This window comes from Acuticoccus sediminis, assembly GCF_003258595.1.
GTDB classification, from domain to species: domain Bacteria; phylum Pseudomonadota; class Alphaproteobacteria; order Rhizobiales; family Amorphaceae; genus Acuticoccus; species Acuticoccus sediminis.
Genome location: NZ_QHHQ01000005.1, coordinates 96,346 through 116,185, shown reverse-complemented (window position 1 = coordinate 116,185; position 19,840 = coordinate 96,346). Strand labels below are relative to the sequence as shown.

The window sequence follows — 19,840 nt, the reverse complement described above, 5'->3', positions numbered from 1 at the left end:
CAGCGCACAGCCGACGAACCCACCGACCCGATGTGCCGGCCCACTCCCGTCCCCGTTCCGGCGCGCGCCGGCTGTAGAGTGAGTGCGTTCGATGGTCGTCAAATCTGCGAAGTTCAACATCGGGCAGGCGGTGCGGCATCGCGTGTACGATTTCGGCGGCCTGGTGGTCGACGTCGACGCGATCTACTCCGACAACGAGGAGACCTACAAGGCTCTCCCGAAGGCCGGCCGGCCGGACCGCAACCAGCCCTTCTACCGCGTTCGGGTGGACTACGAGGGGGTGGAGTCGATGGCGTACGTGTCGGAGGAGAACCTCCTCGCCGACGAACTGGGCGTCTACACCAGGATCGACGCCAGCGCGGGGCCGGACGACGACGGGATGCTCCTCAGCCTCATGAACTGAGCGCGGGGCCAGCGCGGGCCGCGCTATTCCGCGTTCGGCAGCGCGAAGGCGGACGCCGCCCGGGCGCGGTCTGCCGGATCCGCGCCCGGCTGCGGCTCGACCGAGGCGAGACCCGCCTGCGATGCCGGCAGCGCCGGGCCGAAGATGTAGCCCTGGACGAAGTCGCACCCTTCCGCGCGCATCGCGGTGAGCTGCTCGACCGTCTCGACGCCCTCGGCGACGACGGGCACGCGCATCATCTCGGCGAGCTTCACGACGGCGCGCATGATCTGCCGCCGCTTGCGGTCCTCGGCGAGCGACTGCGCGAACGACTTGTCGAGCTTGATCTTGTCGAACGGCAGGCTCTGCAGCATCGACAGCGACGAGTAGCCGGCGCCGAAATCGTCGATGGTGATCGTCAGGCCGAGGTGGCCCAGCGCCGTCAGCCGCTCCGCGGCGCCCTCGTTGTCGCGCTCGAAGCAGCCTTCGCCCACCTCCAGCTCGAGCCGGGTGGCCGGCAGCCCGGTCTCGGCCAGCACGCGCTTCACCGTGGCGACGAGGTCGGACCCGCCGAGCTGCACCGGGGAGACGTTGACGGCGACGGTGACCTCGCTCGGCCAGCCTGCCGCGTCGCGGCAGGCGCGTTCCAGAACGAGGGCGCCGAGCGCGTCGATCAGCCCGTGCTCCTCGGCGAGGGGAATGAAGATCTTCGGCGCGATGGGGCCGATCTCGGGATGGTGCCAGCGCGCGAGCGCCTCGTAGCCGCAGACGCTGTTGTCCGAGAGGCGCACCTGCACCTGGTAATGGACCTCGATCCTCTTCTGCTCGATCGCCTCGCGCAGGTCGTCCACGAGCTTGCGCTGCTTGTGAACGTTGCCGTCGATCGCGTGATCGAAGAAGCAGTATTTCATCCGCGCGCGCTTCGCCCGGTACATCGCGAGGTCGGCGCTGTTGAGGAGGGCCTGCACCGTGTCGCCGTCGGTCCGCGACAGGGCGATGCCGATGCTGCAGCCGCAGCGCAGCGTCGCACCCTCGAACTCGACCTCGGTGGAGAACGCCTCGTGGACCGTCTCGGCGAGGGCGACGACCTCGGCCTGACTCGTCACGCTCGCCATCACTGCGAACTCGTCGCCACCGAGGCGTGCCGCGATCTGCCCGTCGCGGAGCGATGCCGACAGGCGGGCGGCGGTGGCGCGAAGCACTTCGTCGCCGGCGGCGTGACCGTAGGAGTCGTTGATCTCCTTGAAGAAATCGAGATCGAGGCAGAGGACTGCGAACTGCGTCTCCCCGCCCTGCAAGTGGAGCAGGGTGGTCGCCCGTTCCAAAAAGGCGGCGCGGTTCCGCAGCCCCGTCAGGTCGTCGTGCTGGGCGAGGTAGGCGATCCGCTCCTCCTGCCCGATACGGTGGGTGATGTCGCGCACGCTGTAGACGATCGTCGGCGCGTCGCCGGCGTCCGGTGTCTCGCTGCGCACGGTGAGCTCGATCGACCGGGTCCGGCCGTCCGCGGCGTTCACCCGCATGGCGATGATCTCGCTCTCGGGGAGGGCGCCGAGGCCCAGCCCGTCCGGGGCCAGGAACTCGCCGATCTGCCGGCCGACGATCCCGGCACGGTCGACGCCGCAGATGCGCGAGAACGCCTCGTTGGTCTCCACGATGACGCCGCCGCGGGTCACCGCGACGCCATCGACACCGTTGTCGGCCATGTGGCGCAGGTGCGCGGCGGCCTCGGTCTTCGCCCGGCCCTTCAGCGTGTGGGAGACGATGCCGGCGGCGAGCGTGACGATGGCGAGGGTCGTCACGCCGAGCCCGGCGAGAAGGTCGATCGGCTCCGGCCGGCTCGGGTCGAGGTCGACGAGGCAGAGCCCCAGCGCGTGCATCGCAGCCGATGAGAGACCGAAGATGACACCGCCCAGGACCAGCGCCAGCGGCGACTTCAGGTCCGCGACGAGGAAGGCGAGGAGCGTTCCGACCGCGGCGAGGACGAGGAAGAGGACGCTGAGAAGGCCGTCGATCGACGCGTCGGTGCCCGTCGCGAGGACGGCGATCACGTGGGCGCACCACACCGTCGCGCCGGACATCAGCCCGCCGGCGAGGATCAGGAGTCCTCGCTGCAGGCGGCTGTGGCCGGTGGAGCGATGCAGTGCCCTTGCGGTGAGGACGGCGCCGGCGAGGCAGATCAGACCGGCCAGGGCGACCAGCGCCGTGTCGTAGTGATCGCCGGTCCACTCGGAGAGATTCAGCATGGTTGGACGGCATCCAATCTTGCTTCGGCCGACCGCGCGTGACGGACCTCAGACACGGCTATCTTGCAAAGTTACTACGTTGGCTTGCAATTGAACATCATCCCGCTGCCTCAACGTTCACACTCACCGAGATTGTGGCTGATCCGTGCACTGCATCCGCAGGTCGGCATCATGCAGGGTGTGGGTGTGGCTCGGGTCGAGCGCGGTGCTGGTCGCCATTGGCACAGACGTTCGCCTTTCTCCCGAGCGCAGAGAACGATCCAACGCACGAGCCGGCGTTACGATCCGTTCCGGTGGGCGGCGGGGCCGCCGTCGTCCGCTTAGACTGGTTCTGGCATCCCCACTCAAAACGTTGATGGAATGCAGAAAATTGGCAACATTGTGGCGTATTTCGTGATTGCATACCTAAAAGATTACACGAAATCCATATCAATTTTAGAAGTGTGTCCCTGTTGTTGGCGAACCTGCGGATCTGTCGTCGCCGCCGCAGTCCGCCCCCGTGCGGCCTGGCTCATCAGGCTGCCGACGGGGCAGAACCATGAGCGGACGGGCATTTCCGCGACGGGAGTGCTAGGAGGGGGTCGAACGACACGGAGGGGGTTCGGGAATGCGTGAAGACATTCTGGTGCGTGAGGTCGGGTTGCGTGACGGGCTTCAGCTGGTCCCCGAGATGATGCCGACCGAACGCAAGATCGAGTGGATGACCCGGTCCGCCGCCGCCGGCGTGCGCGAGATCGAGGTGACGTCCTTCGTCCCGGCGAAGATCATCCCCCAGTTCGCGGACGCCGACGACGTCGCGGCCGCGGCGCTCGCGGACGCGAGCTTTCTCGCCTCGGTGCTGGCGGTGAACTTCAAGGGCGCGGTGCGGGCGTTCGACGCCGGTTTCCGGAAGATCAACACGCTCGTCTCCGCCAGCGAGACGCACAGCCTCGCCAACGTGCGCCGTACCCGGGCCGAGGCGGTCGACGCCTTCCGCGCGATGATCGCCGAGCGGGAGGCGCGCGGGCTCGCCGGCGAGGTGACGATCGCCTGCTGCGTTGCCACCGCCTTCGGCTGCACCCTCCAGGGCGAGGTTCCGGAGCGCGACGTGGTGGACCTCGCCCGTCAGGTGGCCGAGGCCGGCGCGGACGAGATCATGATCGCCGACACCGTGGGCTACGCCGACCCGCTGCGGGTGGGCCGGCTGATGCGCGCCGTCGCGGCCGAGATCGGCGATCTGCCGATCCTCGCCCATTTCCACGACACGCGCGGGCTCGGCCTCGCCAACGTCGTGGCGGCGGTCGAGGCGGGCGTCCGGCGTTTCGACGCGTCGCTGGGCGGGCTCGGCGGCTGCCCCTTCGCCCCCGGCGCCACCGGCAACATCGACACCGAGGACACCGTCTACCTGCTGGAGACGATGGGCTTCGACACCGGGATCGACCTCGACGCGCTGCTGGCGCTCAGGACCGACCTCGAGGCGTGGCTGCCGGGGCAGCGGCTCGGCGGTGCGGTGCATCGCGCGGGCGTGCCCAAGCTCCCGGCGACCTACCCGACGCTGGTCGCCGCCGAGTAACGGCGTCAGCGTTCGCGGTAGACGGTCGCGAGCACGTACCGGCCGCTGGGGTAGAGGTGGCGCGTCAGTTCGAACGCGCGCCCGCCGGTCTCCACGAAGCGGCGCGTGACGAGGAGGGCCGCCGTCTCGCCCTCCGCCTTCAGGAGGCGTGCCATCGCCGGCGACAGCGCGATCGCGGCGACGGTCTGCGCGATGTAGTCGAGCTTCAGCCCGTAGCGCTCGAGCGCCAGCTCGTAGACGGGGGAGTGGCCGGCGCGCATCTGCTCGCGCAGTTCCTGAAAATCCTCCGGGACGAGGATCTCCGACCAGCACAGCGGCTCGCTCGCGCCGAACAGGTAGCGCGGGCCCGCGACGCGGAAGTATCGCCCGGCGTCGGCGGGGTCCGGCGCGCTGTCGGCATCGACGGTCACGATGCCCTGCTGCTGGACGCTGAAGCGCGTGACACGGCCGAAGTTCGTCACCTCGCGCAGGTCGCGCAGGGTATGGACGAACTGGGTGACGGGGGTGTCGGACAGGACGACCGAGCCGGTCTTGGGCCGCCGGGCGATGAGCCCCTGCTCGGTCAGGATCTTCAGTGCCTTGCGGATGGTGTAGCGGCCGACGCCGAAGCGGGACTGCAGGTCCGCCTCGGTGGGGAACTTCTCGCCGACGGCCCACGTCCCCGCCTCGATCTCCTGCCGCAGCACTTCGGCGAGAGCGGAGTGGCGCGACGCCGTCCGGGACTCCTCCTGTGCCACGATCACCGCCTATCGTTCGAACAATAGCGGAGAGGCCGACCGCCATTGCCCGGAACGTACGCCTCAAAATTCGGATTTGGAAGTCTTTTTAGGGACTTATATCAGGCGATCGGGCGCGGGTCCATGGCCCGGCGCCTGCCTCTCGCAGGAGCCGATCATCGCGATCGACCGCAGGTCCCAGCCGGTTTCTGCCGAATTGGCGGTGGTCCGGCATGTGTGTTCGGCCGCAATTCCGGCCGCGACAGGCTCCTTCCGTCCCGGGTGCGTGACCTGGCACCCGCAGGGCTTCAACCGCGTCGGATGTAGAGCCGGGATCGGGCGGAATTGCGGCCGGATCCGGATGCGTTTCGTCATAATTCGTCATGTAATTAATTTTTCGACCGAAAATCACCGAATGGGTCGAACAATAGCGCGTTGGCCGTAGACAAGCTGGTTAATAGGCGCCACTGTCGCGCCGCGAAGGGCCCACAGAGGCCCGCGCGAGGGAAGGAGACACGGATGTTGAAAGCCATTGCCGCTGCGACGGCGGCCCTCGTGGTGGCCTCCGGCGCCATCACCTCGGACGCGATCGCCGCCGACAAGCCCGACAAGGTGAAGGTCGGCATCACCACGTTCCTGTCCGGACCGGCGTCGGTCTTCGGCGTGCCGGGGCGGGCGGCCGCGGAGATCCTCGCCAAGGACCTCAACGACCGCGGCGGCATCGGCGGAGTGCCCGTCGAGCTCTTCTTCACCGACGAGGGCGCGGGCGGCGAGACGCTCGCCAGCGAGTTCCGCCGCCTGGTGCAGGACGAGAAGGTCGACGTCATGATGGCGGCGATCTCGTCGGGCAACTGCCTCAACCTCGCGCCGCTGGCGGAGGACCTCGAGGTCATCAACATCCTCTGGGACTGCGGCACCCAGCGGATCTTCGAGGAGGAGGACTACAAGTACAACTTCCGCACCCAGGGCAACGCCACGCCCGAGATGATGGCGGCGCTCCTCTACCTCCTTCAGACCAAGCCCGACTTCTCCACCATCGCCGTCGTCAACCAGGACTACGCCTGGGGCCGCGATAGCTGGAACCTCTTCTCCAGCGCACTCAAGGCGCTGAAGCCCGACGTGAAGGTCGTTGCCGAGCTCTTCCCCCGCTTCGGCGCGCCCGACTACTCGGCCGAGATCTCCCGCCTCCAGGCGCTTCGGCCCGACGTCATCCTCTCCACCTCCTGGGGCGGCGACCTCGAGACGTTCGTGCGCCAGGCGAGCCAGCGCGGACTGACGCAGTCGTCCACGTTCGTCCTGCCGCTGGCGGAATCGTCGTTGCAGCGGCTGGGCGGCGCACTCCCCGACGGGGCGATCGTCGGTGGCCGCGGCGACCACTACTTCCTCCATCCGGAGACGAAGGACACCGACAAGTTCAAGGCGTTCGTCGCCGAGTTCCAGGACGCGACGGGCGACTACCCGATCTATCCGGCCTTCCACATGGCCCAGGCTTTCGCCGCCCTAGAGGGCGCCTATGCCAAGGCGATCGAGGCGAACGGCGGCGAGTGGCCCGACGAGGACCAGGTGATCGAGGCCATGAACGGGCTGTCGTTCACCGGCCTCGGCCGCGAGGTGACGCTGCGTGAGGACCACCAGGGCCTCGAGGACCAGCTCATCGGCACCGCCCGCACCGTCGGCGAGTACGACTTCCCCATCATCGACAACATGCGCATCTACGCCGCCGAGGACATCATGCCTCCCGTCGGCACCGAGTCGGTGGAGTGGATCGGCGGGCTCGACCAGAGTTTCCTCGACACGAAGTTCGACGCCTACACCTACGGCGACTGAGCCGAGGCGGCGGCCCGGCCCCGTGCTCGGCCGCCGGACCTCGTGATCCGTCCGGCCCCGCGCCGGTGTCCGATGGCCCGGCGGCCGCGCCGGGCGGCACCTCTCGCCCGCAAAGGTCGCGCGTGAACACGCAACTTCTCCTCCTCGTCCTCTTCGATGGGATCGCGTACGGGGCGCTCGTCTTCCTCGTCGCCGTCGGGCTGACGCTCGTGTTCGGCGTGATGCGCATCCTCAACGTCGCGCACGGCAGCTTCTACGCGCTGGGGGCGTATGCCGCCGTCAGCCTCGCCGCGTGGCTCGCGACGCGGGGGATGCCGGGGTGGCTGGCGCTGCCGGTCTATCTCGTCACGGCGGTCGTCATCGGCGTCGTCGTGGGCGGGCTGATGGAGCGCTTCCTGCTGCGGCGCATCTACGACAACGAGCAGGCGCTGCAACTCCTCGTCACGTTCGCGATCTTCATGATCCTGGAGAACCTGCAGCGCGTGATCTGGGGCGTGCAGCCCTACTTCTATTCCGGCCCGCTGCAGGCGCTCGGCAACGTCTCCGTCGGCGGCGTGACCTATACGGCCTACCAGACGCTGTTCCTGCCGGCGATTGCGCTCTGCGTGCTCCTCGGCCTGCGCTTCTTCCTGCGCCACACGCTGGCGGGCTCGGTGATCGTCGCCGTCACCGAGGACCGCGAGGCGGCGATGGCGGTCGGCATCAACGCGCGCCGCGCCTTCCTGGTGACCTTCGTCATCGGCGCCACGCTGGCGGCGCTCGGCGGCGCGCTCGCCTCGCCGACCACCTCGGTGCTGCCGGGCATCGGGCCGGACATGATCGTCCTGTCCTTCGCGGTCGCCGCCACGGCGGGGCTCGGGCAGATCGAGGGGGCGGCGCTGGCCGCGCTCCTCATCGGCCTCGGCCGGTCGTTTGCGGTCTTCTACGCGCCCGAGTTCGAGGTCGTGATGCCCTACCTCATCATGGTCCTGGTGCTCCTCGTCCGCCCCGAAGGCCTCTTCGGCCGTACCGCCGCACGGAAGATCTGATGCGCCACACCCGAGCGGACCGCACCCCGTCATGATGCGCATCCTCTTCCCCGCCATCCTGGCCGCGCTCGCCGTGTACCCGTTCGTCGGCACCTCCTACGTGCCGCTGCTGACGATCGTGTTCGCCAAGGCGCTGCCAGTGCTGGGCATCATCCTGCTGCTTCAGGCGGGGCAGGTGTCGTTCGGCCACGCGCTCTTCTTCGCGGTCGGCGCCTACACGATGGGCTTCGTCCTGCGCGACGTCGGCGCGGTGGACCTCGTGCTGCTCCTGCCGCTCGCGACCCTGGCGGCGGGGGTGGCCGGTCTGGCGGTCGGCGTCTTCGTGGTGCGCTACCGCTACATCTTTTTCGCGATGCTGAACCTCGCCTTCTCGATGGTGCTCTACTCGCTCCTCGAGAAGTTCTTTCACATCACCGGCGGGACCGACGGCCTGCGCGTCGCCCGGCCCACCGTTCTCGGCCTCGCCATGGACCGGGCCGAGTTCGAGCTCGTCCTCTACGGCGTTTCGCTGGCGCTGCTGGCGGCGGCGCTCGCGGCGGTGCACCGCCTGCTCGACAGCCCGATCGGCCACACCCTGAAGGCGATCAAGACGAACGAGACGCGGGTGGAGTACCTCGGCGTGTCGCCGCGCCGCACGCTGCTCGCCTTCTACGTAATCTCGGCGATGCTGGCCGGGCTCGGCGGCGCGCTCGTCGCCGTCTTCCAGGGCCTCGCGACGCCTGACTACGCCTACTGGACGCGCTCGGGCGAGATGGTGTTCGTCGCGATCCTGGGCGGAGCGGGGAACGTCCTCGGCGCGCTGGTCGGCTCCTTCGCGTTCGAGTTCATCCGCTCCTTCGCGGCGGCCTACGTCGGCGACTACTGGCAGATGACGCTCGGCGTCGTCCTCCTCGTCATCATCCTCTTCCAGCCGGACGGGCTGATCGGCCTTGTCCAGCGCCTCGGCCGGCGGCCGGGGCGGGGCCGCGCCGGCGCGGCTGGCGAGCGGGGCCGGTCGGAGCGCAACGCGATGGAGCGGGTATGAGCGGGGCCATGCTGCTGGAGGCCTCGGGCCTCGAGATCCGCTTCGGCGGCGTCGTCGCCGCGGACGGGATCGGCCTCACGATCGCCGAGGGCGAGCACATCGCCATCATCGGCCCGAACGGGGCGGGGAAGACCACCTTCCTCAACATCTGCACCGGCTACCTGAAGCCGCGCGCGGGGTCGGTGCGCTATCGCGGCCGCGAGCTGATCGGCAAGAGCCCGCGTGCCATCACCCGGCTCGGCATCGCGCGCGCGTTCCAGATCCCGCAGCTCTTCGCCCAGCAGACCGTGCGCGAGAACGTCGCCATCGCCGCCGCCGCCCGCGCCGGCCGCATCGCCCCCTTCACGCGGCTGCTGGCGACGCCGGAGCGCGACAAGGCGGACGCGCTGCTGGCGCTGATCGACTGCGCGGACGTCGCCGACCGGGAGGCGCACGAGCTGCCCGAGGGCAAGCGCAAGCTGGTCGACATCGCCCTCGCGCTCGCGCTGGAGCCGGAGCTCCTGCTGATGGACGAGCCGACCTCCGGCGTCGCCTCGTCGGAGAAGTTCGCCGTCATGGAAACGCTCATCCGGGCGCTCGAGGCGCGGGGCGTCACGTCCGTCTTCGTCGAGCACGACATGGAGATGGTGACGCGTTACGCGACGCGTGTCGCGGTGTGGTCCTCCGGCCAGATCCAGCGCGACGGGCCGCCTGCCGAGGTCCTCGCCGACCCCGAAGTCATCCGCACCGTGATCGGGACGGCCTGATGCTCGAGCTCCAGGATCTCTCCGTCGCGATCGCCGGCATCCCGATCCTGCGCGGCGTGACGTTCTCCGTCGGCGAGGGGGAGACGGTCGCCTATGTCGGCCGCAACGGGGCCGGCAAGACCACCACCCTGCGCGCCATCATGGGGGCGGTCGCCTCCACCGGCACGATCCGTCTCGGCGGCCGGGCGATCGAGACGGTGCCGGCGCACGAGCGGCCGGGGCTCGGTATCGGCTGGGCGCCGGAGGACCGGCGGCTCTTCTCGGCCTTTACGGTGAAGGAGAACATCCTCCTGCCGGCACGCGTGGCGCGGCTCGACCCGGCCGAACGGGACCGGCGGCTGGAGCGGGTCTACGCGATCCTGCCGGAGTTGAAGGAGATGGCGGGGCGGCCGGCCGGCTCGGTCTCCGGCGGGCAGGGCAAGATGGTGGCGCTCGGCCGCGCGCTGATGATCGGCACGCGCCTCGTCCTGCTCGACGAGCCGTTCCAGGGCCTCGCCCCGGTGCTCGCCCAGCGCTACGGCGAGGCGCTGCGGGCGCTGCAGGCGGCGGACCCGTCCCTCTCGCTCCTCATCACCGAATCCAATCCGGCACTGCTGAAGAGCTTTGCCGACCGAACCATCGGCATCGAGCGCGGCGAAATCGAGACCGCGCCGGTGCTGGCGGATCCAGGGCGCTGACGGCGTCCCAGACAAAGGAGGAAACCGATGACGACTCACACATGGAAGACGGCCGGTCTCGCCGCGCTGCTGGCGGTCGCGATGGGCGGGACGGCGCTCGCCGAGTGCACGCCCTCCAAATGGGGACCGGACGACGAGATCGGCGCGGCCAACACCATCACGCCGGAGCGCGTGAAGGCCGCCGCCGCGCTCGTCAAGCAGGGCAAGACCCAGCACCTCGGCATCATCATCGACAAGACCATCCCCGCCTTCGGGGCGCGCAACCTGTCGGTTACGATCCTGCAGCCCGGCCAGCAGTGGGGCGAGATGCCGTTCCCGAACGGCTTCATCTACAACGACGACATTTTCACCGGCTGGCTCGGCATCGGCTCGCAGCTCGACACGCTGGCGCACGGCGGCCTGCACAACGAGGACGGCAGCTACTTCTACAACTGCAACGAGGCGGCCGAGATCTCGCAGGTCACCGGCATGACCAAGCTCGGTCTCGAGAAGGTGCCGCCGCTGGTCGCGCGCGGCGTGGTGCTCGACATGGCCGCGCACGCCGGCAAGGAGCACCTCGACGCCGGCGAGTACTTCACCGCCGACGACGTGAAGGCGCAGGCCGAGGCGCAGGGCGTCACGCTTGGCGAGGGCGATGTGGTGCTCTTCCACACCGGCTGGACCGACCACGTCCTGCCGTCCGACCCGAAGGCCTGGGGCTCGGGCGAGCCGGGCATGGCCGAGGACGTCGCCGAATACATGGCCGAGCTCGGCGTTCTGGCGGTCGGCGCCGACACGTGGGGCGTCGACGTCGTCCCGCCGCAGAACCCCGGCCGTCCGTTCCAGGGCCACATCACGCTCCTGAAGGAGAACGGGATCTACATCCTGGAGGTGATGAACACCGGGCCGCTCATCGAGGACGACGTCTCGGAGTTCATGTTCGTGCTCGGCCCCTCGCGTCTGCGCGGTGCCGTCCAGGCGATCATCGATCCGATCGCGCTGTACTGATCGCTCCACCGCAGCGAGCGCGAGCGGTGCAGGACGCAAGACAAGATCGGCACCGCTCGGCTCGGATCGGCTGAGCGATGCGGCGCCCCTGCGGGAGGGCGCCGCGCTATCGCGCCGGACGGTCGGTCCGTCCTGAGGCGCGAGGTGTCAGGCCTCAGTCGGCGGCAGCCGGAGCGTCGGCAGCGGGTGCGTCGGGCGCGTCGGTGGCCGGAGCGTCAGGCGCCGGCATCTCGGGGCGCTCGCCACGCGGGCCGTCCCAGTCGGCACGAGGACCGCGGGGACCGTCACCGCGCGGGCCGCGCGGGCCGTCCCAGTCGCCGCGGTGGCCACGCGGACCGTCCCAGTCGCCACGCGGGCCGCGGGGGCCGTCCCAGCCGCCGTGATGGCCGCGCATGCCGTCCCGGTCGCCGCGGGGGCCGCCGGGGCCGCACTGGTCACGCTTGCCATGGTGGCCGCGCGGGCCATGGTGGAATTCGCCGCGCTCGCCGCGCTCGCCGCGTTCACCCCGCTCGCCGCGCATGCCGTGACGGCCGTGCATGCCGTGCCGGCCGCGCGGGCCGTCCTCACGTGACAGCGAGCCGTCGCCGTTGCGGTCGAACCGCTCGACCACGCCGCCGAACTTCTCGGCGCGCTCGGCCTCGGAGATCTTGCCGTCGCCGTCCTCGTCGAGCGACTGGAAGCGGTCGACGATCATGCGGTTCATGAGGTCGAGATAGATCGTCTTGAACTCGTCGAGGGTGATCTCCCCGTCGCCGTCGGTATCGCCGAGCTCCACCTTCGACTGGACGAAGACGTCGATCTCCTCCTGGGTGATCTTGCCGTCGCCGTTGGCGTCGGCCTGGCGCATGATCTCCATCATCATCATCGGACCGCGCGGGCCGCCGGGACCACCCGGGCCGCCGCGACCGAAGTGCCGCCCGCCGTGCGGTCCGAAGCCCTTGCCCTCGAACTGGGCGTTGGTCACGCCGGCCTGGGCCTTGACCGGGCTGTCGGGACCCGCGGCAAACGCGGCACCCGCGCCGGCGGCCGTCAGCATGCTGCCGGTGAGCAGGGCGGCAAGGATCACGTTTCTCATCTGTGGCTCCTGTAGACTGTGAGGCGTCGTTCGCCTTCCACCCACAGCTAGTGCCTCCGGTTCGCGAATGTGTGTCGGTGCAGGACCGTGTTTGTCGCGGGGTCTGTCGTGCCGTGCGGGCTGTTACAAATGGCGACAAAGTTCTCCCCGCGCGGGCGAGATCGGCAGGTTATCTGTTTCGCCATGGACGAGACTTATGAGCCCCATATCCTGGTCGTCGACGACGCGCGCGACATCCGCGAGCCGCTCGGCGCCTACCTTCGCAAGCACGGCCACCGTGTGACGCTCGCGGCGGACGCGTCCGCCGCGCGGACGGCGATCTGCAACGGCTCCATCGATCTCGTGGTGCTGGACGTGATGATGCCGGGAGAGGACGGGCTCTCCCTGTGCCGCTGGCTGAGGTCGTCGGGCGGGCCGCCGGTCATCCTTCTGACGGCGATGGCCGACGACGCGGACCGGATCGTGGGGCTCGAGATCGGCGCCGACGACTATGTGGTGAAGCCGTTCAACCCGCGCGAGCTTCTGGCGCGCGTGCGGGCAATCCTGCGCCGCGTGCCGCCGACACGCGACCCGGTGCCGTCCGGCCGCCGCGCCTTCGCGGGGTTCGTCCATGACCCGGCGACCGGCACGCTGCTCGCCGAGGACGGGCGGGAGATCACCCTGACGACGGCGGAGAACCGCCTCCTCATCGTGCTGCTCGACCGGCCCGGGCAGGTGCTCGGTCGGGACCAACTCCTCGACCTCACCCAGGGCCGCGAGGCCAAGCCCTACGACAGGGCGATCGACAATCAGGTCAGCCGGCTGCGCCGCAAGATCGAGCCGGACGCCCGGCGCGCGACGATCATCGTGACCGAGTGGGGCGGCGGCTATCGCCTCGCCGCGGACGTCGTGGACGTCGCGTAGTGGGCACCGGTGTGACGCGTGCGTTGACGCGGTTCGGCGCGGCTCTGGTGCCACGCACCGTCACCGCGCAGTTCGCGCTGCTTCTCGTCGTGGCCCTGCTGGTGGCGAACGTCGTCGCGCTGCTGGTGGTCGGCTCGGAGCGGGCGCGCGTCGCGCGCGAGGTGCGGCGCGGGGCGCAGATCGAGCGTCTCGCCGGCATCGCGGCGGTGATGGAACAGGTCCCGCCGCACCTGCGGGCCGGCATCGCGGCGACGACGTCGTCGCCCTTCCTGCACCTCAACGTCGCCGACACGCCGATCCTCGAGGAGGACTTCGACAGTCTGACCGCCCGCGCCGTGGCCTCGCGACTGCGCAAGGAGCTGGTGGAGGCCGGCTTCGAGGCGCCGGTGCGCGTCGCGGCGGACGAGCCGCCGGTGCTGCCGCGGATGCAGCGCCCGTGGCGCCGCGAGGAGGGGGCGGCCACCGTCCCGCGCGAACCGGGCCCGCCGGCTCCGCCCTGGTGGGACCGGTCGGACGCGCCGCCCGCGGACGGTGCTGCACCGGTCGAGGAGGCCGCCGCGCCGGCCGAGGATGAGGCGCCAACCGGGCAGACCGGCGGCGCCGACGTGCGCGGGGTCCGCGAGGGGCGGCGCGCCGAGGACGCGCGGCGCGCCGATGGGCGGGACGAGGAGCGCGGAGAGGGCGGGCGCGGCTCGCGCCACGCTGAGCGCCACGGCGGGCATCACCGCGATGGGCGCGGCGCAGGCGACGGACCCGGCCGGCACCGGCCGCCGTCGATCGTCGCTTCGATTCCGTTCGGTGACGGGATGTGGCTCAACGCGGAGCTGCCGCTGGTCGATCGCGGACCGCCGGTCGACGGGCGCGCGGTGATGATGACGCTCGGCTTCTCGCTGCTCTTCGTCCTCGGGGTCGGCATCACCTTCACGCGGCGCCTGACCCGGCCGATCCGCTCCCTCGCGGCGGCCGCCGAGCGGGCCGGCGAGGGCGACCGCAGCGCGACGGCCGCGGTGGCCGGACCCGCCGAGGTCCGCCGCGCCGCCGAAGCGTTCAACGCCATGCAGGGCCGGATCGCCCAGTTCGACGCCGAGCGGGCCCGCACCATCGCGGCGGTGGGGCACGATCTGCGCACCCCGATCACCTCGCTGCGCATCCGCGCCGAGATGCTGGACGACGAGGAGCGCGACGCGATGGTGCGCACCCTCGACGAGATGCGCGTGATGGCCGAGGGCCTGCTCGCCTACGGCCGGGCCGAGGCCGAGCACGAGGCGCGCACGCTCGTCGACCTCGCCGCCCTCCTGAAGGATCAGGCCGTCGGCGGGATCCGCTACGAGGGGCCGGACAGCCTTATGGTTGAGGGGCGCCCGGTCGCCCTGTCGCGCGCCTTCGCGAACCTTGCCGAGAACGCGCGGCGGTACGCCGGTGGCGGGCGGATCCGGCTCGTCGACCGGGCCGCGGCGACGACGGTGGTGCTGGACGACGACGGTCCCGGCATCCCCGAGGAACGGCTTGCGGAGGTGCTGGAGCCGTTCGTCCGCCTCGACCCGTCGCGCAGTTCCGAGACCGGCGGTGCGGGACTCGGGCTCTCCATCGCGCGCACGATCATCCGCGCCCACGGGGGGACGCTGACATTGGAGAACCGGCCGGAAGGCGGGCTTCGCGTCACGATCGTCCTGCCGCGCGATCCGCTGCGGCGCGGCCGCCCGGGTGGGCTGGTCTCCGGCAGGCCGCGCCGCGGTCCGGTGTTCGGGCCGGCGCCGGCCAACCCGGGCGGGCAGGCCGGGGAGAGCGCGCGTCGTGCGCTCGCCGCCTCCCGCCGCCGCGAGCGCGTCCGCGCCGCCCGGATGGGCGGCGTCGCCTGACGGCGGGCCGGGAGGGGCGGCCTCGGTGATGTCCGGGGGAAATAGGTCCGTCGATGCCGGGCCTGGTCGCGCGACGGTCGCCGGCGGCCGGGTCGGCCGGGGCGAAGATCCTCTCCCGGCGGGGCCGGGAGAGGGGGACGCTTACTCCGCCGCCTGGCGGGTGGTGCTGGGGGCGTCGTTGTAGGCCGCCTCCAACTCGGGGAGGCGCGCGAGGGCCTTCTTGACGTTCTCGGCACGCACGGGGCCGTAGCCCTTGATCGGCTCGACCCACCCGGCGAGCGCGACGGCGGCGTCCGCCCGCTCGGGGCTGAGAGTCTTGACGATGTGGTCGACGGTCGCCTCGTAGCGGGCGAGCATGGCCCGCTCCTCGCGGCGCTCGGCGTTGCGCCCGAAGATGTCGAGCCAGGTGCCGCGGTGACGGCGCCACCTGGCGAGGTGCGGCAGGAGCTTCAGCATGCGCGGGCCGAAGCTGCGCTTGGCGGGCCGGCCGGTGCGGTGGTCCGTCTGCGACATGATCGGCGGCGCCATGTGGAACTCGAGGCTCTTGTACTCGGCGAACTGAGACTTGAGCTGCTCGGCGAAGCCGCCGTCCACGAAGAGGCGGGCGACTTCGTACTCGTCCTTGATCGCCATCATCTTGTAGAGCTCGCGGGCCACGGTATCGACGAGGCGCTCGCCGTCGATGCCGGCCTTCGTCGCCGCCGCGCGGACCGCCTCGATGCGGCTCTCGAAGCGGCGGGCGTAGGCCGCGTCCTGGTACTCGGTCAGGCTCGCGACGTTCTTGGCCACGCGCTCGGCGGCGTTGGCCGGGAGCTGACGGTGCGGCAGCGGCGTGCCGGCGGCGGCGTCCAGCATCCCCTGGAAGCGCGCCGGGTCGGCGACGGACAGGCGCCCGGCGCGGAAGGCGGCGAGGTTCATCGCCACCGCGGCGCCGTTGAGGCGGATCGCCTCCTCCAGCGAGGCGGCCGACAGGGGCAGGGCGCCCGACTGATAGGCCGCGCCCATCACCATCATGTTGGAGGCGATGGCGTCGCTGAAGAGCGTGGTGGCGGCCTTCGTGGCGTTGAAGGAGACCGTGTCGGCGCGCGCCTCTAGCGCCTGGACGATCCGCCGCGCGGGGAGCGAGAAGTCGATGTTCCGGGTGAAGTCGCCCGGGAACTGCTCGTGCGTGTTGACGACGACCTTGGCGTTGTCGCCGATCGCGGCCAGCACCTTGGCCGAGCCCGCGACGGCGATGTCGCAGCCCAGCACGGCCTGCGCGTCGCCCGGGCCGACGCGGATCGTGGTCACGTCCTCCGGCTTCGGCGCGATCTTGATGTGCGAGAGCACTGCTCCGCCCTTCTGGGCGAGGCCGGCCATGTCGATGACGCCCGCGCCGAGACCCTCGATGTGCGCGGCCATGCCGATGACAGCGCCGACGGTGACGACGCCGGTGCCGCCGACGCCGGTGACGAGGACGCCCATCGGCCCTGTCAGTTCGGGCCGCACCGGCTCGGGCAGGTCCTCAGGCATGTCGGGGACGGTGGTCGCCTTCAGCTTCGCGCCGTGGACGGTGACGAACGAGGGGCAGAAGCCCTTCAGGCAGGAGAAGTCCTTGTTGCAGGTGGACTGGTCGATCTGCCGCTTGCGGCCGAACGCGGTCTCCACCGGCTGGATCGCCACGCAGTTGGACTGCACGCCGCAGTCGCCGCAGCCCTCGCAGACGCGCTCGTTGATGACGACGCGCTTGTCCGGATCGGGGAAGGCGCCGCGCTTGCGGCGGCGGCGCTTCTCGGACGCGCACGTCTGGTCGTAGATCATCACCGTGACGCCCGGCGTCGCCGCGAGGCGCTTCTGCACGTCCATGATGTCGTCGCGGTGGTCGACCGTGACGTCGTGCAGGGTGACGCGGCCGTACTTCTCCGGCTCGTCGGTGACGATGGCGACTTCCTTGACGCCCTCGGCGCGGACCTGCGCGGCGATGACCGCCGGGGTGAGGTGCCCGCCGTCGTGGGTCTGACCGCCGGTCATCGCCACCGCGTCGTTGAAGAGGATCTTGTAGGTGATGTTGGTGCCGGCGGCGACGGCCGAGCGGATCGCCAGCGAGCCGGAGTGGTTGTACGTCCCGTCACCGAGGTTCTGGAACATGTGGGGGCGGGTGGAGAAGGGGGCCTCGCCAACCCACTGCGCACCTTCGCCGCCCATCTGGGTGAAGCCGAAGGTGTTGCGGTCCATCCAGATCGCCATGAAGTGGCAGCCGATGCCGGCGCCCGCCTTCGAGCCTTCCGGCACCACGGTCGACGACGAGTGCGGGCAGCCGGCGCAGAAGTAGGGCTTGCGCTCGGTGATGTTGGTGGTGGCCTTCATGCGGCTCGCGAGCGCTTCGAGCTCGGCGAGCGGGGCCTGCACCTGATCGGCGCCCATCGCGGCGAGGCGGCGGCCGATCTCGCGCGCGACGTGGTTGGCGTCGAGCGCGGCGGGGGCACGGAAGAGCTGGTGGCCGAGCTCGTCCTCCTTGCCGACGATCGCCGGGGCGTTGGCGGTGCCGTAGAGGATATCCTTCATCTGCGGCTCGATCAGGCCGCGCTTCTCCTCGACGACGATGATCTTCTCGAGGCCCTCGGCGAAGTCGGTGACATCCTCGCGCGGGATCGGCCAGGGCATCCCGACCTTCATGACGCGGATGCCGAGGTTGGCGGCGGCCACCTCGTCGATCCCGAGGGCGGCGAGCGCCTCCAGGAGGTCGAGCCAGCTCTTGCCGGTGCCGACGAGGCCGATGCGGGCCGACGGACCGCCGCGCATCACGATCGGGTTGATGCGGTTGGCGCGGGCGAAGACCCTCGCGGCCGGAAGCTTCACGTCGTGGAGGCGGGCCTCCTCGGCGAGCGCGTCGAAGCCGGGCTGGATGTTGGGGTTCTCGGCGAAGAGGAAGTCGGGCGTCACGATCTGCAGCCGGTCGGTCCGCCCGTCGATGGAGGCGGTCGACTCAACGGTGTCCTTGACGAGCTTGAAGCCCATCCAGAGGCCGGAGAAGCGGCTCATCGCGATGCCGAGGAGCCCGTAGTCGACGATGTCCTGCACGCCGGCGGGCGACAGGATCGGCATGAGCGTGTTGATCATGCCGAATTCGGACTGGTGGGCGGTCGTGGAACTCTCGCAGGTGTGGTCGTCGCCCATCAGGGCGAGGACGCCGCCGAGGGGGGCCGTGCCGGAGAGGTTGGCGTGGCGGAAGACGTCGCCCGAACGGTCGACGCCGGGGCCCTTGCCGTACCAGAGGCCGAAGACGCCATCGAACTTGTTCTCGCCCGCGAGGGCGGCACGCTGGCTGCCCCAGATCGCGGTGGCGGCGAGGTCCTCGTTGATGCCGGGCTGGAAGACGACGTTCTCGCCGAGGAGCTTCTTGGCTTTGCCGAAGGTCTGGTCGAGGCCGCCGAGCGGGGAGCCGCGGTAGCCCGTGACGTAGCCGGCGGTGCGATGGCCGTTGGCGGCATCGCGCGCCACCTGAGCGAGACAGAGCCGGACGAGGGCTTGGGTTCCCGAGAGGAAGACGTGGTCCTTCGAGAGGTCGTACTTGTCGTCCAGCGAGACCGAACGTGTCACAATCTACCCCTCCTGTTTGTCCTGGACGGTACGCCCTGGCGGGGCGGTGATCAACTTCGTCCAATTCAATTGTGGTCTCGTTCAGCTGTCGAAATCAGCGTTCAGTGGCAATGGCGTAAGAGTTCGGGTCTGTATTCGAAGTGCATTGTATCATAGTGATACCAGCGCCCCCCCCAGACGAAACAATGTTGCTCAAACACCGCGACAATCTCGGCGGGAATTTGGTTGCGGTAGGGGATCGTGCCGCCCGCCTGCTGGGCGTCCCAACGCCAATAGTTGGTAAATTTGGTGTTGATATCGATGGCGGCGCCGTACGAATGGACGCTGAGACGGTTCGTCCCGGCGATCGCGCGCCAGTTGAACGTCCCCGCCGGCGGGACGAGGTACTTGTGGAAGCGTGAAGGCAGGCGCTCCAGGTCGCGCGAGACGGCCTCCAGCTTCTCGTCGACCCCGAACCGGGTGGTGACGAGGAGCGTCCCGCCGCCGAGCTTCGGAACCCAGGGGACGGCACGCAGGTTGGCCCGCACCGCGCCTTCGCTCGCGCCGTAGAGCGCCTTGAAGAAGGCGTCGCTGCGCACGCGCCCGGGGTCCTCGTCCCGGCCCGGGGGCCGGGAGCTTCCGGCCGGGTAGGGGTAGTGGAACATGTCCTCGACGTCGCCGTCGGTGAGGAGCTCGGCCGCGGACTTGCGCCGGCCGTCGTCCCACGGGACGCGCGTGCCGGACGGGAAGACGACCGCGTTGCCCTCGATGCGGAACGCGCCGGGATAGGCGTTCAGGAGCGCCCGCTGGTCGGCACTGCCGCCGCCCGTCGCCGCTGCCGTGGTGGCTGGCGTGGTGCTGGCCGGCGCGTTGTCCCGGCCGCCGCCGAAGAGGCCGAAGAAGCCGCGCCGGGGCTGGTCGTCCGAGGATCCGCCGGTCTGCCCGGGCCGTACCCGCTCGCCGAGCGGCGCGGACGGCTTGCCGGCGGGGACCGGCGCCTGCGCGGCCGTGATCCCGGAAACGGGCGCGACGCCCGACGGCACGGGGACGGGGGAGAAGCCGGCGAGGAGCGGGGCGAGGCCGATTGCCGCGGCCAGTCCTGCCAGACGGCGTCGCCGCAAACGATGGTCCGGACGGGGGGCCGCCTGCGCCGCGAGACCGCGGCGAGACGCCCGCCGCATTGCCCGGATGGTCCGCCGGTCGCGGCGGGGATCGTCAAACTCAGCCATGGCCGCGACGTTACGGGGTTCGCCTTTGCGCCGA

General features: G+C 70.5%; 15 protein-coding genes. 10 read left to right on the top strand and 5 right to left on the bottom strand.

The window, feature by feature from the left end; genetic code table 11:
• Positions 1-91 precede the first annotated feature (91 nt).
• Positions 92-403, top strand: a complete 312-nt coding sequence (hspQ, locus tag DLJ53_RS22125) for a heat shock protein HspQ (RefSeq protein WP_111349326.1) — start codon at positions 92-94, stop codon at positions 401-403.
• 23 nt (positions 404-426) lie between these two features.
• Here hspQ and DLJ53_RS22120 read toward each other — a convergent pair whose 3' ends face one another.
• The gene (locus tag DLJ53_RS22120; protein ID WP_111349325.1) at positions 427-2,625 is read right to left on the bottom strand and encodes a putative bifunctional diguanylate cyclase/phosphodiesterase; all 2,199 of its coding nucleotides are present in this window, start codon (positions 2,623-2,625) and stop codon (positions 427-429) included.
• Between the two features lie 607 nt (positions 2,626-3,232).
• Between DLJ53_RS22120 and DLJ53_RS22115 the strand changes: the two genes are divergently transcribed.
• A complete protein-coding gene (locus DLJ53_RS22115) occupies positions 3,233-4,177 on the top strand; it encodes a hydroxymethylglutaryl-CoA lyase (RefSeq protein ID WP_111349323.1) in 945 nt (314 codons plus the stop codon).
• Between the two features lie 5 nt (positions 4,178-4,182).
• On the opposite strand, the gene DLJ53_RS22110 is transcribed toward DLJ53_RS22115, so the two are convergent.
• Positions 4,183-4,920, bottom strand: a complete 738-nt coding sequence (locus DLJ53_RS22110) for a GntR family transcriptional regulator (protein ID WP_111349322.1) — start codon at positions 4,918-4,920, stop codon at positions 4,183-4,185.
• 492 nt (positions 4,921-5,412) lie between these two features.
• Between DLJ53_RS22110 and DLJ53_RS22105 the strand changes: the two genes are divergently transcribed.
• From DLJ53_RS22105 to DLJ53_RS22080, 6 genes are all read left to right on the top strand, one after another.
• Positions 5,413-6,720 carry an ABC transporter substrate-binding protein gene (locus tag DLJ53_RS22105; RefSeq protein WP_111349320.1) on the top strand — a complete coding sequence of 436 codons (1,308 nt, stop codon included), beginning with the start codon at positions 5,413-5,415 and terminating at the stop codon, positions 6,718-6,720.
• Between the two features lie 122 nt (positions 6,721-6,842).
• On the top strand, positions 6,843-7,748 hold the full coding sequence (locus DLJ53_RS22100; protein WP_111349319.1) for a branched-chain amino acid ABC transporter permease: 906 nt from the start codon (positions 6,843-6,845) through the stop codon (positions 7,746-7,748).
• 31 nt (positions 7,749-7,779) lie between these two features.
• Positions 7,780-8,772 (top strand): branched-chain amino acid ABC transporter permease, encoded by a 993-nt coding sequence (locus tag DLJ53_RS22095; RefSeq protein ID WP_111349317.1) that lies wholly within the window; start codon positions 7,780-7,782, stop codon positions 8,770-8,772.
• On the top strand, positions 8,769-9,518 hold the full coding sequence (locus tag DLJ53_RS22090; RefSeq protein ID WP_111349315.1) for an ABC transporter ATP-binding protein: 750 nt from the start codon (positions 8,769-8,771) through the stop codon (positions 9,516-9,518). The genes DLJ53_RS22095 and DLJ53_RS22090 overlap by 4 nt, the downstream gene beginning before the upstream one ends.
• Positions 9,518-10,195 (top strand): ABC transporter ATP-binding protein, encoded by a 678-nt coding sequence (locus tag DLJ53_RS22085; RefSeq protein ID WP_111349314.1) that lies wholly within the window; start codon positions 9,518-9,520, stop codon positions 10,193-10,195. The genes DLJ53_RS22090 and DLJ53_RS22085 overlap by 1 nt, the downstream gene beginning before the upstream one ends.
• Before the next feature lie 27 nt (positions 10,196-10,222).
• A complete protein-coding gene (locus DLJ53_RS22080; protein WP_111349312.1) occupies positions 10,223-11,182 on the top strand; it encodes a cyclase family protein in 960 nt (319 codons plus the stop codon).
• 154 nt (positions 11,183-11,336) lie between these two features.
• On the opposite strand, the gene DLJ53_RS22075 is transcribed toward DLJ53_RS22080, so the two are convergent.
• On the bottom strand, positions 11,337-12,257 hold the full coding sequence (locus tag DLJ53_RS22075) for an EF-hand domain-containing protein (RefSeq protein WP_111349310.1): 921 nt from the start codon (positions 12,255-12,257) through the stop codon (positions 11,337-11,339).
• Between the two features lie 183 nt (positions 12,258-12,440).
• Between DLJ53_RS22075 and DLJ53_RS22070 the strand changes: the two genes are divergently transcribed.
• Entirely contained in the window at positions 12,441-13,160 is a 720-nt protein-coding gene (locus tag DLJ53_RS22070; RefSeq protein WP_111349308.1) for a response regulator, read from the top strand.
• A gap of 11 nt (positions 13,161-13,171) precedes the next feature.
• Positions 13,172-15,019 (top strand): ATP-binding protein, encoded by a 1,848-nt coding sequence (locus DLJ53_RS22065; RefSeq protein WP_146620063.1) that lies wholly within the window; start codon positions 13,172-13,174, stop codon positions 15,017-15,019.
• Positions 15,020-15,160: 141 nt separating this feature from the next.
• On the opposite strand, the gene DLJ53_RS22060 is transcribed toward DLJ53_RS22065, so the two are convergent.
• Entirely contained in the window at positions 15,161-18,598 is a 3,438-nt protein-coding gene (locus tag DLJ53_RS22060; protein WP_244935133.1) for an indolepyruvate ferredoxin oxidoreductase family protein, read from the bottom strand.
• Positions 18,599-18,699: 101 nt separating this feature from the next.
• On the bottom strand, positions 18,700-19,698 hold the full coding sequence (locus tag DLJ53_RS22055) for a M15 family metallopeptidase (protein ID WP_146620062.1): 999 nt from the start codon (positions 19,696-19,698) through the stop codon (positions 18,700-18,702).
• Between the last annotated feature and the right edge of the window lie 142 nt (positions 19,699-19,840).

Coding starts and splice junctions, on each gene's coding strand:
- hspQ (WP_111349326.1), top strand. CDS start 92: ATGGTCGTCAAATCTGCGAAGTTCAACATCGGGCAGGCGGTGCGGCAT.
- DLJ53_RS22120 (WP_111349325.1), bottom strand. CDS start 2,625: ATGCTGAATCTCTCCGAGTGGACCGGCGATCACTACGACACGGCGCTG.
- DLJ53_RS22115 (WP_111349323.1), top strand. CDS start 3,233: ATGCGTGAAGACATTCTGGTGCGTGAGGTCGGGTTGCGTGACGGGCTT.
- DLJ53_RS22105 (WP_111349320.1), top strand. CDS start 5,413: ATGTTGAAAGCCATTGCCGCTGCGACGGCGGCCCTCGTGGTGGCCTCC.
- DLJ53_RS22095 (WP_111349317.1), top strand. CDS start 7,780: ATGATGCGCATCCTCTTCCCCGCCATCCTGGCCGCGCTCGCCGTGTAC.
- DLJ53_RS22090 (WP_111349315.1), top strand. CDS start 8,769: ATGAGCGGGGCCATGCTGCTGGAGGCCTCGGGCCTCGAGATCCGCTTC.
- DLJ53_RS22085 (WP_111349314.1), top strand. CDS start 9,518: ATGCTCGAGCTCCAGGATCTCTCCGTCGCGATCGCCGGCATCCCGATC.
- DLJ53_RS22080 (WP_111349312.1), top strand. CDS start 10,223: ATGACGACTCACACATGGAAGACGGCCGGTCTCGCCGCGCTGCTGGCG.
- DLJ53_RS22075 (WP_111349310.1), bottom strand. CDS start 12,257: ATGAGAAACGTGATCCTTGCCGCCCTGCTCACCGGCAGCATGCTGACG.
- DLJ53_RS22070 (WP_111349308.1), top strand. CDS start 12,441: ATGGACGAGACTTATGAGCCCCATATCCTGGTCGTCGACGACGCGCGC.